Here is a 15,453-nt window from a genome sequence, read left to right as displayed (position 1 = left end):
CGCAGCATTGCCCGAGGTGCCGCCCACACGGCCCATGCGCCGCGTGGGGGCGTTTTTGCACACTGTTTCAAGGGCTTCTTTGGCGGGGCTGGGCGATCCCCTAGGGGCGCTTGAGCGCGCGCAGATCCACTGGCTGCTTTGGGCGCCCTTGGCGTTGGGGGCGGGGATCGGGCTCTATTTCACCTTGCCTGCCGAGCCCGGCGCCCTCTTTCATCTTTTGGCTTTGGCGCTTGCGGCGCTTGGCTTTTGGGCCTGGATGCGCGGCCCCGGTGCGCTGCATCTGCCCGCCGCGCTTCTTGTTTTGGGGGTTGTGGGGGCGTTGGCGGCGGAATATCGCGCCCAATCCGTGGCCGCCCCGGTGCTTGAGCATCGGATTTATGGCCCGGTGGAGGGGCGGATCATCCGTATCGACCGCTCGGCGCGCGATGTGCTGCGCCTGACGCTGGATCAGGTGCGTCTGCCCGGCCAGCCGCCCGCTACATGGCCCGCGCGGGCGCGCATCGCGCTGCATGGCGCGCGCCCCGATTTTGCGCCTGAACCGGGGCTGCGCGTCATGACCACCGCGCATCTGAGCCCCCCCAATGGCCCCTCAGAGCCCGGCGCATGGGATTTTCGCCGCAATGCATGGTTCGCGCGGCTGGGCGCGCTTAGCTATACCCGCGCCCCGGTTTTGGTCATCGCGCCGCCCGATCCCGCCGATTGGGGCCTTGCCGCGCATCGCTGGCGCATGGCGCTTTCGGCTGCGATGCAGGCGCGCATTCCGGGGCAGGCGGGGGCGGTTTCGGCTGCGCTTATGACGGGGGACCGATCCGCCATCACCGAGGCGACGAATGACATCATGCGCGCCTCTAACCTTTATCACATGGTGTCGATCTCGGGGCTGCATATGGGAATGCTGGCGGGATTTGTCTTCGCCACGATCCGCCACGGGCTGGCGCTTTGGGGGTGGGTGGCGCTGCGCCTGCCCACGAAAAAAATCGCCGCCGCCGTCGCGCTGGTGGCGGCCACGCTTTATTTGTGGATTTCGGGCGCCGATATCGCCACGCAACGGTCGTGGATCATGATCGCGGTGATGTTAAGCGCGGTGTTGCTGGATCGGCGGGCGCTGTCGTTGCACACGGTGGCGCTGGCGGCGCTGGGGTTGCTGCTGTTTTGGCCCGAGGCGCTTTTGGGCCCCGGTTTCCAGATGAGCTTTGCCGCCACCACCGCGCTTGTTTTGATCGCCAAACCCTGGCCACGCTGGCAAAGGTCGATCCCATGGCTTTTGCGTCCAGTGGCGATGCTGGTGCTGACCTCGTTGGTGGCGGGGCTGGTCACCGCGCCGATTGCGGCGGCCCATTTCGGACGCATGTCGCATTACGGGATATTGGCGAACCTGCTGGCGGTTCCCGTGATGGGGATCGTGGTGATGCCGATGGGGGTGCTGGCGGCCTGTCTTGCGCCGCTGGGGCTTGCGGCCCCCGCGCTTTGGCTCATGGGCAAGGGCACGGCTTGGGTGCTGGCGGTGGCCGATTGGGTCGCGGGGCTTTCGGGCGCGCAAAGCGCTTTGGCCGCGCCGCCCGGTTTTGTGCTGCCGGTGCTGGCGCTGGCGGCGGGCACGGCGGTCTTGGCGCGCGGGGCGCTGCGCAGCCTTGCCTTGGTGGCGATTGTGGTCGCGGCGCTGGGGTGGGGCGTGGCGACGCGCCCGACGCTTTTGATTGCGCAAGAGGGCGCCTTGGTCGGGTTGATGGGCCCGGAAGGCCGGGCTTTGTCGAAAGCCGCACCGCGCTATACCGCCGCGCGCTGGTTGGAGGCCGATGGCGATACCGCAGCCCCCGATCAAGCGGCGCAGAGGGAAGGGTTTTCTGGCCCGAAGGGCAACCGGCAGGCCGCGTGGCAGGGCCATGCCCTTGTGCATCTGACGGGCAGCGGCGCGCTTGCGGCCCTGCCCAAGGTCTGCCGGGGCGCGGCTTTGGTCGTGCTTGATACCTTTGCGCCGCCGGGCTTCACCGGCGACTGCACGGTTCTGGATCGTCGGGCAATGGCCGCGACCGGGGCACTCGCCTTTGATGCCAAAGGGCGGCAGCGCAGCGCGGCACAGCGTGCCGGGCATCGGCTTTGGACCGGGGCGGGGACCGGGGCTGCCCCTTAGTAACCCAACGCAAAACCGCCGCCCCAAAGGCGCGGCGGTTTCGTCGCAAAATGCGGTTTCGCTTAATAGCTGCGGATCAACCCGACCAGTCGGCCTTGCACCTTCACCTGATCGTCGCGCAGAATCCGCGTTTCATAAGCCGGGTTCGCGGCTTCCAGCGCAATCATCCCGCCGCGCCGATGGTAGGTCTTCAGTGTCGCCTCGTGATCTTCGACCAAGGCCACGACGATATCGCCATTTTCGGCGGTGCCTTGGCTGCGGATCACCACGATATCACCATCGTTGATGCCCGCCTCGATCATCGAATCCCCTTTGACTTCAAGGGCATAATGTTCGCCCTTGCCAGATAGCATCGACCCCGGCACCGCTACATGATGCGACACCTGCGCAATCGCCTCGATCGGCACCCCGGCGGCAATCCGCCCCATCACCGGCAATTCCATCGCGCTTACCGTCACCTCCAGCGCGCCGCGCGGCGGGTCGGTTTTGTCGCCCGCGATCACCTTGGGCGTAAAGCCGGGCGCCGGGGACGGGGCTGCGGCCGGGCTCTCTGCGGCGCGTTCCAGCGACTCGGGCAGCTTGAGGATTTCCAAGGCCCGTGCCCGATGCGCCAGCCGCCGGATGAAGCCGCGTTCCTCCAAGGCCGTGATCAGCCGGTGAATGCCGGATTTGGAGCGCAGATCCAGCGCATCCTTCATTTCATCAAAAGAAGGTGGCACCCCGTCGCGCGCCATGCGCTTTTGGATAAAGTCCAAAAGCTCCAGTTGCTTGCGTGTCAGCATTCCGTTTTCCTCGCCTGTAACGCTTATCGGCGTTCTTGACTTGTTCTAACCCCGTTCTCGTTTCGTGTCAATCAAGCTTGGGGGCGGCGGCGCGCAGGGCAACGCCTAAAGCGGCAGGTAAGCGACCGTTTCCCCCGCGCGGCGCGCGCTGTCATGGGGCGGGCGGATCAGCAGCGCCTCGGACTCTGCCAAAATGCTCAAGAGCGCGGAATCTTGGCTGGAAAATGGGGTGATCACGGGCAGGTTTTCGCCGGATGTCAGGCGCGCACGCTGGTAATGCTGGCGTGGGCCTTCGGGCGGCAGATCGCAGCCCAAAATCGCTTTGGCAAGCGTGAGCGGGGCCGCAAGCCCTTGGAATTTCAAAAGCATCGGGCGCAGGAACAGATCGGCGCAAACCGCCGCCGCGACCGGGTTGCCGGGCAGGCCCAATAGCGCCGCGCCGCCCAGCCGCCCCGCCATCAGCGGTTTGCCGGGCTTCATCGCCACTTTCCAAAACGACCGTTCCAACCCCATCGTCGCGGCCACTTTCCCGACAATGTCATGGTCCCCAACCGAGGCCCCGCCCGAGGTCAGTACCAGATCGGCGCCTTCGGCTTGCGCCAAGACGGCGCGCAGGCTCGGCTCAGTGTCGCGTGCAATCGGCAGTATCCGCGCCTCGGCGCCGTGGCGCGCCACCTCTGCGGCCAAAAGATAATTGTTCGAGCAGATGATCTGATCGGGGCCGGGGGCATCGCCGGGGTCCACCAATTCATCACCTGTGGCGATAATCGCCACCACGGGGCGGCGATGCACCACCACCTTGGCCACATTCATGGCCGCCAAAAGCCCGATGTCGCGGGCATTTAGCCGTCGGCGCGGGAAATGGGGGCTGCCTTGCGCAAAGTCCTGACCGCGCGGGCGGATGTGGGTGGTTTTGGGCAGTTTGGTCAGGGTGATGGTGTCACCCTCGCGCGTCACATCCTCTTGCGGGATCACCCGGCCCGGGCGCGCGGGGCAGGGGGCGCCCGTGAAAATGCGTAGCGTATGTCCGGGGGGGATCTCTGCGCCAAAACCATGGCCCGCCGCCGCTTCGCCCGCCACGGTCAGCGTGGCGCCGGGGGTGGCATCGCTTTCAGCCAGCCAATAGCCGTCCATCGCGGCGGCATCAAAGGGCGGTTGGGTCAGTTGCGCGATCGCAGGTTCGGCCAAGACGCGACCCGCCGCGTCGGCCAAGGGCACGGTTTCGCTGGGCAAAGGCGCGGCCAGCGCCAAGACATGCGCGAGCGCCTCATCGACCGAAATCACGGGGTGGCCTCATACCGGCCCGATTTGCCGCCGTCTTTCATCACCAAGCGGATGCCTTCGATTTGCATCCCCTTTTCCGCCGCCTTGAGCATATCATAAAGCGTCAGCGCCGCGCCCGACACGGCGGTCAGCGCCTCCATCTCCACCCCGGTCTGGCCCGAGGTTTTGACGGTGGCGCGAATGCGCACGCCGGGCAAGGTGGCATCGGGGGTCAAATCCAGCGCGACCTTGGTGATCGGCAGCGGATGACACAGCGGAATGATCTCGGCGGTCTTTTTCGCCGCCATGATGCCTGCCACCCGCGCAATGCCCAAAACATCGCCCTTTTCCGCTGTGCCTTCGGTGACAAGGGCAAGCGTTTCTGGGGCCATCACCACGCAGCCCTCGGCCACCGCTTCGCGCGCAGTGACGGGTTTGCCGGAAACATCGACCATATGCGCTTTGCCCGCTTGGTCGAAATGGCTTAGCATGCCAGCAGCGCTTTCGTGGCAGCGGCAACATCGGCCTGCCGCATCAGGCTTTCACCAATCAGGAACCGGCGCGCACCCACCTTGGCCATATCGGCCAGATCTTGCGGCGTGAAAAGCCCGCTTTCGCAGACCAATTCGCGCCCTTCTGCCAAGATCGTGGGCGCCAATGCGCGGGTCACATCCAGCGTCACCTCAAAGGTTTTGAGGTTGCGGTTGTTCACCCCCAAAAGCGGCGATTTCAGCACGTTCAATGCGCGCTCAAGCTCGGCGCCGTCATGCACCTCGATCAGCACATCCATGCCCCAACCAAAGGCGGCGTCTTCCAGTTCTGCGGCCAAGCTGTCCTCGACCGAGGCCATGATGATCAAGATGCAATCACCGCCCCATGCGCGCGCCTCGGCCACCTGATAGGGGTCATAAAGAAAGTCTTTGCGCAAAGCGGGCAGGTTGCAAGCATCGCGCGCGGCGGTCAAAAATTCGGGTGCGCCTTGAAAGCTGGGCGTATCGGTCAAAACCGACAAACACGCCGCGCCGCCCGCTTCATAGGCTTTGGCGAGTGCAGGCGGGTCAAAATCGGGCCGGATCAGCCCTTTGGAGGGCGAGGCTTTCTTGATTTCCGCAATCAAGCCATAGCCTTGCGCAGCTTTTGTGCGCAAAGCCTCGGCAAAACCGCGGGTGGCGGCTTGGGCCTTGGCGGCGGCTTCGACCTCGGCCATCGGCAGCCGCGCTTTCGCTTCGGCCACTTCTTCCAGCTTATAGGCTTTGATCCGGTCGAGGATGTTGGTCATGCGCCGAGCACCGCTTTCAGCGCATCCAATTTGCCCGCCGCTGCGCCGCTGTCGATGCTTTCAGCGGCCAATCCGGCGCCCTCTTTCAGAGTGCCCGCCTTGCCCGCCACAACGAGCGCTGCCGCAGAGTTCAGCAGCACCGCATCGCGATAGGCATTGCGTTCGCCCGCCAAAAGCGCGCGGAACGCGGCGGCGTTCTCGGACGGTTCGCCGCCGATGATCGCCTCGAACGGATGCGCGGGCAGGCCCGCGTCTTCGGGGTGGACCTCAAATTCGCTGATCTCGCCATTGACCAGCGCCGCGACCCAGCTCACCCCGCAGATCGACAGCTCATCGGTGCCGTCCGAGCCATGCACCAGCCATGCGGACTCGGAGCCCAGCGTTTTCAGCACCTCGGCCATGGGCCGGATCCAATCGCGCGAAAACGCGCCGGTCAATTGCCGCTTTACGCCCGCGGGGTTGGTCAGCGGCCCCAGCAGGTTGAAGACGGTCCGCGTGCCCAGCTCGACCCGCGCGGGGCCGATGTGCTTCATCGCCGGGTGGTGCATCGGCGCCATCAAGAAGGTGATGCCCACATCCTTCAGCGCTTGCTCGGCCAGAGCCGGGCCCTTCATCACATCAAGCCCCAGCGCGGTCAGCGCATCCGCCGCCCCCGATTTCGACGACAGGTTGCGGTTGCCGTGTTTGGCGACCGGCACGCCCGCGCCGGCCACAACAAAGGCCGTCGCGGTGGAAATGTTCAGCGTCCCTTTGCCATCGCCGCCGGTGCCGACAATATCCGTCGCGCCTTCCGGTGCGCTGACCCGGGTCATCTTTGCGCGCATCACCGAGGTGGCGGCGGCGATTTCATCCACCGTTTCGCCGCGCGTGCGCAACGCCATCAACAGCCCGCCCATTTGCGCGGGCGTAGCCGCCCCTTCAAAGAAAATCTCAAAGGCGGTTTCGGCTTCGGCACGGGTCAGGGCGCGGTCGGCGGCAAGGCCGATCAGGGGTTTCAACTCGCTCATGCGCTCACCTTCACCTTTGCTTCTTCAAGAAAATTGCGCAGCAATTGATGGCCGTGTTCCGAGGCGATCGATTCCGGGTGGAATTGCACGCCCTCGATTAGCTTTTCCTTGTGCCGCAGCCCCATGATCATGCCGCCGTCCAGCCAGGCGGTGACCTCTAGGCAATCGGGCAGGCTGTCGCGTTCGACAATCAGGCTGTGGTAGCGGGTGGCCTCAAAGGGGCTGGGCAGGTCGCGGAACACGCCTTTGCCCGCATGTTCGATCTGGCCCATCTTGCCATGCACAATCTCGCCCGCGCGCACCACCTTGCCGCCAAAGGCCTCGCCAATCGTTTGATGGCCCAAACACACACCCATCAGCGGCACGCCCGCCTCTGCCGCTGCCAAGGTCAGCGGGAGGCAAATGCCCGCCTGCGCCGGATCGCAAGGGCCGGGGGACAGGATGATCGCTTCGGCCCCAAGGCCCATGGCGGCTTGCACATCCATCGCATCGTTGCGCACGACCTTCACATCGGCCCCAAGCGCGCCGAAATAATGCACAAGGTTGTAGGTGAAGCTGTCGTAGTTGTCGATGAGCAGCAGCATGGGCATTCCTTCCTGGTCCGGCGCAATCTGGGGGTGAACAGGGCCGGATGTCGGGGTATAGATGTTCAGAGCGCGCGGCCCGGGTCAAGCCCGCAAGGCATATGCGGGGCGCGGCCCGCGCGCGCACAGGCAAGGAGAGGCAGCATGGCGCGTGGCATAATCGCGGGAATGGCGTCGGGGGTGATCGTTTCGGGGCTGGGGCTGGCCACGGCATCGTTGATGCTGCCGCCGCCCACCCAGGTGGGGCTGGTGCTTCCGACCGTGCCCGAGACCGACCCCGACCCCGCCACAGACCCTGCGCCGCCGCAAGCGCAACGCCCGGGGCAAGGGGCGACCGCCGCCTCTGGCCCGGCCGAGGGGGTGCCGCTGCCCGCAGGGTCTGAATTTGCCCGCCCCGGGGCCGAGGCCGTGCCCACTTTGCCGGGGGAAACGCCCGCGCCCGCCGGGGTCGAGGCGGTGCCGCGCGCGCCGATGACCGAGGCGCAGACCGAGGCAGAGATTGCCGCGCTGGACGATCCGGTGACGGCCCCGCCGCCGCGCCCCGAAACCGGCACAGACAGCCCGACCGCATTGGTGCCGCAGCAAACGCCCGACGTGGCGCTAGAGCGGTTGCCCAGCGGGGCGCCCACCATGCCGGTGCCGCCCCCGGGCGAAGCCGTGGCCCCCGATTTGCCGCCCGCCGAGGCGGTGCCCGGCCCGGGGCAGGAAATCACGCTGATGCCCGATGGCGCGCTGGTGCCGGTCAGTCCGGGGCTGCCGCGTGTGATCAGCCCCGGACTAGAGGCGGGCGCAAACAGCGGGTTCGCCGATGCAGCAGGGACTAAGGTCAACCGGTTGCCGCAGATCGGCGGCGCGCCGCAAGCCGCGCCCGCCACCGATGAGGCATTGCCTGATCCGGCCCCAGCGCTGCCGCCGGAGGCAGAAGCGGACCGCCCCGCGATCGAGAAATATGCTGCCGCCTTCAATGCCGCGCCCGATAAGCCTTGGTTCACCGTGGTGCTGGTTGATCCCGGTCCGGCGGCGGGCGGGTTGGATCGTGCCACGATCAAGGCGTTGGGGCCTTGGCTGACGCTGGCGCTGGACCCGGCGGCGCCCGATGTGACCGAAGCCGCTGCCGAGTATCGCGCGGCGGGGTTTGAGGTGGGGATTTTGGCCGATGACCTGCCGCCCGGCGCTGCGCCGAAGGATGTGGAGGTCGCGCTGGCGGCTTGGCGCGCGGCGGTGCCCGAGGCTTTGGCGCTGGTCGAACCGCCCAAGCCCGTGTTGCAAGGCGCAAGCCGTCTGGCCGAGCAGGCGCGCGAGGCGCTGGCGGCAGAAGGTATGGTCTATGTCACCCAAGCGGTGGGCATGGAGGCCATGAGCCGGGGCGTGACCGACGACGCGGGGCTGCAAGCGACGATCTGGCGCGTGTTGGATGCGCGGCGCGACAAGGCCCCTGTGATCGCACGCACGTTGTCGCGCGCCGCCTTTGAGGCGAACCGCGATGGCTCTGTCGTGGTGATGCTGTCGGCGTGGCCTGAGTCGATTGCCGGGCTTCAGGAATGGGTTTTTGAGGAAGCGGCGGCGCTGAACCTTGCGCCGCTGTCAGCCACCGTGCAGGCGATGCGCCAGCCCTAAAATGCACTAGCCCTAAAATGCCCCGTGCCGTTGGGGGCGGCCCGGACAGAGCGTCCGGGCCGATAGGCTTAGCTGTTGCCGCGCCGCACGAACAGGCCCGCATCTTCCGCAGCGCGGCGTAGGGCCTTGGATTTGTTGACCGTTTCTTGGAATTCGGCCTCGGGGTCGCTGTCATAGACCACACCACCGCCCGCTTGGATGTAAAGCGTTTCATCCTTCACCACGGCGGTGCGCAGCGCGATACACATGTCCATCTCGCCATTGGCGGCGAAATAGCCCACGCCGCCGCCATAGATGCCGCGCTTTTCGGGCTCTAGCTCGTCAATGATTTCCATCGCGCGGACCTTTGGCGCGCCTGACACGGTGCCCGCCGGCAGACCTGCCAGCAGCGCCGACAGCGCATCTTCGCCATCGGCCAATTCGCCGACCACGTTCGACACGATATGCATGACGTGGGAATAGCGCTCGATCACGAATTTCTCGGTCGGGCGCACGGTCCCGATCTGCGACACCCGCCCCACATCGTTGCGCCCCAGATCCAGCAGCATCAAATGCTCGGCCAGTTCTTTCTTGTCGGCCAGCAGGTCCCGTTCCAGCGCCTTGTCTTCCGCAGGCGTCGCGCCCCGTGGACGGGTGCCCGCGATCGGGCGGATCGTCACTTCATTTTCGCGCAGCCGCACCAGAATTTCCGGGCTGGCACCCACAATCTGGAACCCGCCAAAGTTCAAAAAGAACATGAAAGGCGAGGGGTTGGTGCGCCGCAGCGAGCGATAAAGCGCAAAGGGCGGCAGCGGAAAATCGGCGGCCCAGCGTTGCGCGGGCACGACTTGGAAAATATCGCCCGCGCGGATGTAGTCTTTGGCCTTTTCCACGGCGGCCTTATAGCCCTCGGGCGTGAAGTTCGACCGCATCGGCCCCACTTGCGCGGCCTCGCCCATTTCGCGCCCCTGTGCGGGCGACCGGTCCAGATCGCGCAGCGCATCCATCACCCGTTCCGCCGCTTGCGCATAGGCCGCGCGCGCCGATAGGCCAGAGCCTTGAAAGGCGGGCGCGCACAAGATCACATCGCCCTTCACCCCATCCAGCACCGCCACGACCGAGGGCCGCATCAGCACCGCATCGGGCACGCCCAGCGGATCGGGGTTCACATCGGGCAGATGCTCGACCAGACGGATCGTGTCATAGCCCAAATAGCCAAACAGCCCCGATGCTGCTGCGGGCAGATCCTCGGGGATCTCAATCCGGCTTTCGGCAATCAGCGCGCGCAGGCTTTCAAACGGATGGCCCGGCAGCTCTTCGAATGTGTCATCGAACCGCGCTTGCCGGTTGATCCGCGCCTGCTCGCCCCGGCACTCCCAGATCACATCGGGTTTCATCCCAATCATCGAATACCGCCCGCGCACCTCGCCGCCGGTGACGGATTCGAGCATGAACGAGTTTTTCTGCGCATCCGCCAGCTTCAGCATCAGCGAGACGGGCGTATCCAGATCGGCGGCGAGCCGGGCATAAACCAGTTGGTTCTTGCCCTCGGCCCAGGCTGCCTCGAACATCTCGTAACTGGGAGAAAGGGCAACCATCGGGGCCTCCGTTACTGGAATTGTGCCTGCACCGCATTAAGCGCAGTGCTGTCAAGCGTGATGCCGGCCTCGGTCTGGGCGGCGGCGGCGTAATAATCGATCAGATCGGTGCCGATCATCTGCCCCAACCGGGTCGAGAAGGTCTCGGCCAGTTGTTCCATTTCGGGGCTATCGAGATCAGCGGGATACACGGCGCGCGGCGTCACCACAAAGACGGTGTCGGCATCTGCCACGATGGCGGCCTTGCCTTCTTCTGTGTCAAAGGCGGTGGCGGCCAGATCTTGCGGTGCGCCCTCGACAAAGGCGCCTCGGATCAGTGCATCTTCCGTGCGCACGTCAAGCCCTTGATCGGCCAGCGGCGTGCCCGCTTCGAGCGCGGTAATCACCGCCTCGGCCTGTTCGGTCTTAAGCCGCATCAGCTCCGCTGCCGCCCAAGCCTCGGCCACTTGATCGCGCACCGTCTCAAACGGGATTGGCGTCGCCGGGGTGATGCCATCAAGGCGCAGCGCAAAGACGCCGCCATCGGCCAGCATCGCCAGTTCGGGGAAATCGCGCTCGGTCACGGCATTGGCCACGTCGCGGAAGGTTTCATAGCCCGCGATCCCCTCGGTCGTTTCGGGCGTCAGCGCAATATGGCCCAGTTGCATCGCGGTTTCGCGGTCCATCTCTTCAAGCGTCGCGCCCGAGGCCAGCCGGTCTTCAAGGTCAGAGGTCAGATCGGAAATCATCCGCCGCCCGCGCTCTGCGGCCAGTTCGGCGGCAATATCGCCGCGCGCATCTTCAAAGCGGGTTTCCTCGCCCGGATAGATCGCATCGATGCTAAAAAGCGCGGGGCCCAGATCGGTGTCAAACGGGCCAACCGTGCCCAGATCGGTCGCGGCAAAGACCGCCGCGCCCGCCGCGCCGCCGATATCGGCCTCGCTTTGTTCGCTCAGCGCGATGTCGCTTGCCGACAGGCCGCGTTCTTCGGCCAGATCGGCCAGTGTCGCTTCGCCCGCCGCAATCCGCGCCATGCCTGCCTCGGCCTCTTCCAGCGTCGGGAAGACCAGCTTGGAAATGTCGCGCCGCTCGGGCTGCAAATAGTCGCCCATGCGGCTTTCATAGGTGGCGCGCAAAGTGGCCTCGTCGATTTCGACCGTGTCGGCCATCATTTCGGGTGTCAGCCATGCATAGGTGATTTCGCGCGCCTCGGGGGCGGTGAAATCCTCGATATGCGCCTCGTAATAGGCTTGCAGCGCGGCCTCATCGGGCGTGCCCACGGGGGCAGGCAGATTGTCTGCGGTGATTTCGGCAAAGGCGATGTCGCGGGTCTCGCCCAGATAGGCGGTATAGGTGTTGATCAGAACCTCGGGCGCGACCGCGCCGCCCGCCACCGCCCCTTGCAGGATCGAGCGCGCAATATCGGCGCGCAGGCGCGCTTCGAACGCGGCTTCGCTATAGCCTTGGCGGCGGATCATGTCGCGATAGGCGGTGCGGTCGAACTGACCATCGACGCCCTGGAAGGCCTGCGCAGCGGTGATCTGGCGGCCCACCTCTTCGTCGCCGACGGAGAGATGCAACTGCCGGGCTTGCTCGCTCAGCGCGGCGGCCCCGAAAAGCTGCCCCTGCACCGCGCGATCCAGCCCAAAGCTGCGCGCCTCATCCATCGTGAGCGGGCGGCCAAATTGCGCGGTGGCGGCATTCATTTCTTGCCGCAGGGCATTGGCATACTCTTGCACGGTGATTTCAGTGTCGCCCACGGTGCCGATTGTCTTGATCCCGCCCGAGAAGTTCGAAATGCCAAAGCCGCCCAAACCGAAGATCAGCATCGCAAGCAAGATCCACACCACAACGCTTTTGCCGTGGCTGCGCAGCTTCGTCGACATCCCATCCTCCCGGTTATTGGGCCTTCTGGCGGTGTTTAGGGCTTTGGGCGCGGGGCCGCAAGGCTCACAGCGGCACGGCGGCAAGCCGTCTCATCAATTCCGCGATGCCGTCGGTGTCGATATTGGCAAAGGCAATGCGCAATTGGCGCTGCCCGGCGGGGTCGGCTTCGGGCATGAACATCGTGCCGGGCAGCAGCAAAACCGCCGCCTCATGCACCAGATGGCGTGCAAATTCCGGCGCGGGCAGCGGGGAGGTATGTTCGACATAGGCGAAATAAGCCCCGACGCCCAACAGCCGCCAGCGGTCAATCCCGGCAAAGCCCGTTTCAATCGCTGCGCGCCGGGCAAGGATTTCCGCGCGTTCGCCCGCAACCCATTGCGCAAGGTTTCGCATACCCCAAAGCGCGCCGATCTGGCCCAACTGGCCGGGGCAAATGGCGACGGTATCAAGAAATTTCTCCACCTCGGCCAGCCGGTCGGTGGCGGCGACAATCGCCCCCACACGGTGCCCGGTCAGCCGGTAAGCCTTGGAAAAGGAATAAAGGTGGATCAGCGTTTCGGCCCAATCGGGATCGGTGAACAGATCATGCGGCGCGCCGGTGCGGGCATCGAAATCGCGATAGGTTTCATCGACAATCAGCGCGATTTTGTGGCGCCGGGCGAGGTCAAAAAAAGCGCGCACCAATTCGGCAGGATATTCCACCCCGCCGGGGTTGTTGGGCGTGACCAGCACAATCGCGCGGGTGCGCGGCGTGATCAATGCGGCGGCTTGATCCGGGTCGGGCAAAAGCGTGGTGCCGGTGGGCAGCGGAACCGCGCGCACCCCGGCCATATCGAGCCACATTTTATGGTTGAAATACCAAGGCGTTGGCAGGATGACTTCATCCCCCGCGCCGGCCAAAGTGGCCAAGCTTGCACAAAAGGCTTGGTTGCAGCCTTGGGTGATCGCCACCTGATCGGCGCCGATTGCGCCGCCATAGGCCATGGACCATTGCGCCGCCACTTCCGCGCGCAATGCGGGCAGGCCCAGAACCGGGCCATAAAGATGCGCGGCGGGGTCGTTCAGCGCGGCATCGGCAATGGCTTCGCGCAGCGCTTGCGGCGGCGGGTCCACCGGCGCGGCTTGGCTGACATTGATCAAGGGCCGCTCCGGCGGGAAGCTTACCCCGGTGATCCAGCGCCGCGCCTCCATCACCGGCGGGGCGAAGGTCTGGGCAAGCGCGGGATTCAGCGGCGAAAGGGTCATGGCATCCTCTGGCAAACGTCGCGCCACATCACCACCGGGCGGCGCGCTTTGCAAGAGCGCCTTGCGGCACGCTTAATCGGTGCCGCGATAGGGTTGGACGTATTGCAGCGCCATATCCCACGGGAAAAAGATCCAGGTGTCTTGGCTCACTTCGGTGATAAAGCTGTCCACCTGCTCGCGCCCCTTGGGTTTGGCATAGACGGTGGCAAAATGCGCTTTCGGGTAAAGCTTGCGCACCAGTTCCAGCGTTTTGCCGCTATCGACCAGATCATCGACCACCAAGATCCCTTCGCCTTGGTCGCCCATCAGATCGTCTTGCGGCGCCTTGATCACCTTGGGGTCGGATTGGGTCTGGTGGTTATAGCCCTTGACCGAGATCGTGTCGATCACGCGGATATTGAGTTCGCGCGCGACGATTGCGGCGGGCACCATGCCGCCGCGGGTGATGCCCACAATCGCGCGCCAGTGGCCGTCGCCTGGCCCCTTGCCGTCAAGCCGCCACGCCAGTGCCCGCGCATCGCGGTGCAACTGGTCCCAGCTAACGTGAAAGCCTTTTTCATGCGGCAGGAATTCGGCCATGGATGCCCCCTCAGGTGAGCGCGAGCTTGAGACCCAAAAGCCCCAAAAGCCCGCCGAAGATACGGTCGATATGCGTTTTCAGCCCGATATAGATCGCGCGCGACCGAGACAGTGAAAAGATCCGCGCCATCACCACGTTCCAGCCCGCATCGTTGAAAAACACGATCCCCAAGATCACCGCATAGGCCCAGACCGGCGCTTGCGGCGGGATGAAGGTCAAAAAGATCGTGCCAAAGAAAACCGCCGGTTTCGGGTTGGCAAGCTGCGTGGCAATGCCTTGCCATACAAGCCCAAGGTTCGAACGCGCCGAGACAACCTCATCCAACTCCGTGTTCATCGGCTCGGCGGCGTGGCGCCACAGCTTGAAGGCGAGGTAGAGCAGATAAGCCGCCCCCACGAATTTGAGCGTGGTCAGCAGCGCCGGGGCGATTTTGAACAAAAGCGCCAGCCCAAACATCGCCGCCGCCGCCCAGATACAGGCGCCCAGCCCGATCCCCACCGCCAGCCAAGTGCCGCGCGCAAAGCCTTCGCGCAGGCTTGTGCGCACGCCCAGCAAAACGGCGGGGCCGGGGCTCATCGCCGCCGCCAGATGCACGAAATAGATCGCAACGAAGGCGGCGAACGTCATTTTTCTGGGTCTCCGGGGTTAGTCTTTGCGGCCCGTTACCACATCGATATCGGGCGCATCCACCGCTTTCATGCCGACAACGTGATAGCCCGCATCGACATGCAGGTTTTCGCCGGTGGTGCCCGAGCCCAGATCCGAGCACAGGTAAAGCGCGGCTTTGCCGACTTCTTCTTGCGTCACATTGCGGCGCAGCGGCGAGTTCAGCTCGTTCCACTTCATGATGTAGCGGAAATCGCCAATGCCCGAGGCGGCCAGCGTCTTGATCGGCCCGGCCGAGATCGCGTTGCAGCGAATGCCCACCTTGCCCAGATCCTCGGCGATATATTTGACCGAGGCTTCCAGCGCCGCTTTGGCAACGCCCATCACGTTATAATGCGGCATCACCTGTTCGGCGCCGTAATAGGTCAGCGTCAGCAGGCTACCGCCATTGGGCATCAGCGCTGCGGCGCGTGCGCAAACGGCGGTGAAGGAATAGACAGAGACATCCATCGTGGTGGTGAAGTTGCCGCGCGAGGTGTCGACATAGCGGCCACGCAATTCGCTCTTATCCGAAAAGCCAATCGCGTGAACGACAAAATCGACCGTCCCCCAAGCGTCTTTCAGACCGTTAAAAAGCGCATCAAGGCTTTCTTCGCTGGTCACATCGCATTCGAACAAAAGCGGTGTGCCAAGGGAAGCCGCCAGCGGCTCGACCCGCTTTTTCAGCGCATCGCCCTGATAGGAGAAGGCCAGTTCCGCGCCCGCATCGGCCAGCGCTTTCGCAATGCCCCAGGCGATCGACTTGTCATTGGCCAGACCCATGATAAGGCCGCGTTTTCCCGCCATAAGGCCCGTTGTCATATCGGATTCTCCCGCTTCCCTCTGGTAAGTGCGCAAGCATTAGGCGAAGAATGAA

General features: G+C 64.9%; 14 protein-coding genes. 2 read left to right on the top strand and 12 right to left on the bottom strand.

Annotation, left to right across the window (positions count from 1 at the left end; all coding sequences use genetic code 11):
* Window positions 1-16 precede the first annotated feature (16 nt).
* On the top strand, window positions 17-2,131 hold the full coding sequence (locus CKO11_RS04355; RefSeq protein WP_223633571.1) for a ComEC/Rec2 family competence protein: 2,115 nt from the start codon (window positions 17-19) through the stop codon (window positions 2,129-2,131).
* 62 nt (window positions 2,132-2,193) lie between these two features.
* On the opposite strand, the gene lexA is transcribed toward CKO11_RS04355, so the two are convergent.
* The 6 genes from lexA to CKO11_RS04325 form a co-directional block, all read right to left on the bottom strand.
* Window positions 2,194-2,913: a transcriptional repressor LexA gene (gene lexA, locus CKO11_RS04350; RefSeq protein WP_223633366.1), complete on the bottom strand. Its 720-nt coding sequence runs from the start codon at window positions 2,911-2,913 to the stop codon at window positions 2,194-2,196.
* Window positions 2,914-3,018: 105 nt separating this feature from the next.
* Window positions 3,019-4,197, bottom strand: coding sequence for a gephyrin-like molybdotransferase Glp (gene glp, locus CKO11_RS04345; protein ID WP_223633364.1), 1,179 nt, complete (start codon window positions 4,195-4,197; stop codon window positions 3,019-3,021).
* Window positions 4,194-4,667, bottom strand: a complete 474-nt coding sequence (gene moaC, locus CKO11_RS04340) for a cyclic pyranopterin monophosphate synthase MoaC (protein WP_223633362.1) — start codon at window positions 4,665-4,667, stop codon at window positions 4,194-4,196. Before moaC ends, glp begins: the two co-directional genes overlap by 4 nt.
* Window positions 4,661-5,455: an indole-3-glycerol phosphate synthase TrpC gene (gene trpC, locus CKO11_RS04335; RefSeq protein ID WP_223633361.1), complete on the bottom strand. Its 795-nt coding sequence runs from the start codon at window positions 5,453-5,455 to the stop codon at window positions 4,661-4,663. Before trpC ends, moaC begins: the two co-directional genes overlap by 7 nt.
* Complete coding sequence (gene trpD / locus CKO11_RS04330) at window positions 5,452-6,462, bottom strand: anthranilate phosphoribosyltransferase (protein ID WP_223633360.1); 1,011 nt, start codon at window positions 6,460-6,462, stop codon at window positions 5,452-5,454. The genes trpC and trpD overlap by 4 nt, the downstream gene beginning before the upstream one ends.
* Entirely contained in the window at window positions 6,459-7,046 is a 588-nt protein-coding gene (locus CKO11_RS04325; protein ID WP_223633359.1) for an anthranilate synthase component II, read from the bottom strand. Before CKO11_RS04325 ends, trpD begins: the two co-directional genes overlap by 4 nt.
* A 144-nt stretch (window positions 7,047-7,190) precedes the next feature.
* Between CKO11_RS04325 and CKO11_RS04320 the strand changes: the two genes are divergently transcribed.
* Window positions 7,191-8,663 (top strand): divergent polysaccharide deacetylase family protein, encoded by a 1,473-nt coding sequence (locus CKO11_RS04320; RefSeq protein ID WP_223633358.1) that lies wholly within the window; start codon window positions 7,191-7,193, stop codon window positions 8,661-8,663.
* A 68-nt stretch (window positions 8,664-8,731) separates the two neighbouring features.
* On the opposite strand, the gene trpE is transcribed toward CKO11_RS04320, so the two are convergent.
* The 6 genes from trpE to fabI all read right to left on the bottom strand — a co-directional run bounded on the left by trpE (window position 8,732) and on the right by fabI (window position 15,398).
* A complete protein-coding gene (gene trpE / locus CKO11_RS04315; protein ID WP_223633357.1) occupies window positions 8,732-10,240 on the bottom strand; it encodes an anthranilate synthase component I in 1,509 nt (502 codons plus the stop codon).
* Between the two features lie 11 nt (window positions 10,241-10,251).
* Complete coding sequence (locus CKO11_RS04310) at window positions 10,252-12,105, bottom strand: peptidylprolyl isomerase (protein WP_223633352.1); 1,854 nt, start codon at window positions 12,103-12,105, stop codon at window positions 10,252-10,254.
* Window positions 12,106-12,169: 64 nt separating this feature from the next.
* The gene (locus CKO11_RS04305) at window positions 12,170-13,351 is read right to left on the bottom strand and encodes an aminotransferase (RefSeq protein WP_223633349.1); all 1,182 of its coding nucleotides are present in this window, start codon (window positions 13,349-13,351) and stop codon (window positions 12,170-12,172) included.
* A 72-nt stretch (window positions 13,352-13,423) separates the two neighbouring features.
* Complete coding sequence (gene gpt, locus CKO11_RS04300) at window positions 13,424-13,930, bottom strand: xanthine phosphoribosyltransferase (protein ID WP_223633346.1); 507 nt, start codon at window positions 13,928-13,930, stop codon at window positions 13,424-13,426.
* A 10-nt stretch (window positions 13,931-13,940) separates the two neighbouring features.
* Window positions 13,941-14,558, bottom strand: a complete 618-nt coding sequence (locus tag CKO11_RS04295) for a LysE family translocator (protein WP_223633343.1) — start codon at window positions 14,556-14,558, stop codon at window positions 13,941-13,943.
* 18 nt (window positions 14,559-14,576) lie between these two features.
* Window positions 14,577-15,398, bottom strand: a complete 822-nt coding sequence (gene fabI, locus CKO11_RS04290; protein ID WP_223633341.1) for an enoyl-ACP reductase FabI — start codon at window positions 15,396-15,398, stop codon at window positions 14,577-14,579.
* Window positions 15,399-15,453 lie beyond the last annotated feature (55 nt).

This window comes from Rhodobacter sp. TJ_12 (genome assembly GCF_020023995.1).
Classification (GTDB): Bacteria; Pseudomonadota; Alphaproteobacteria; order Rhodobacterales; family Rhodobacteraceae; genus Rhodobacter.
Note: the sequence above shows the minus strand (reverse complement) of the source record. Positions and strands in the feature narration are given on the sequence as shown.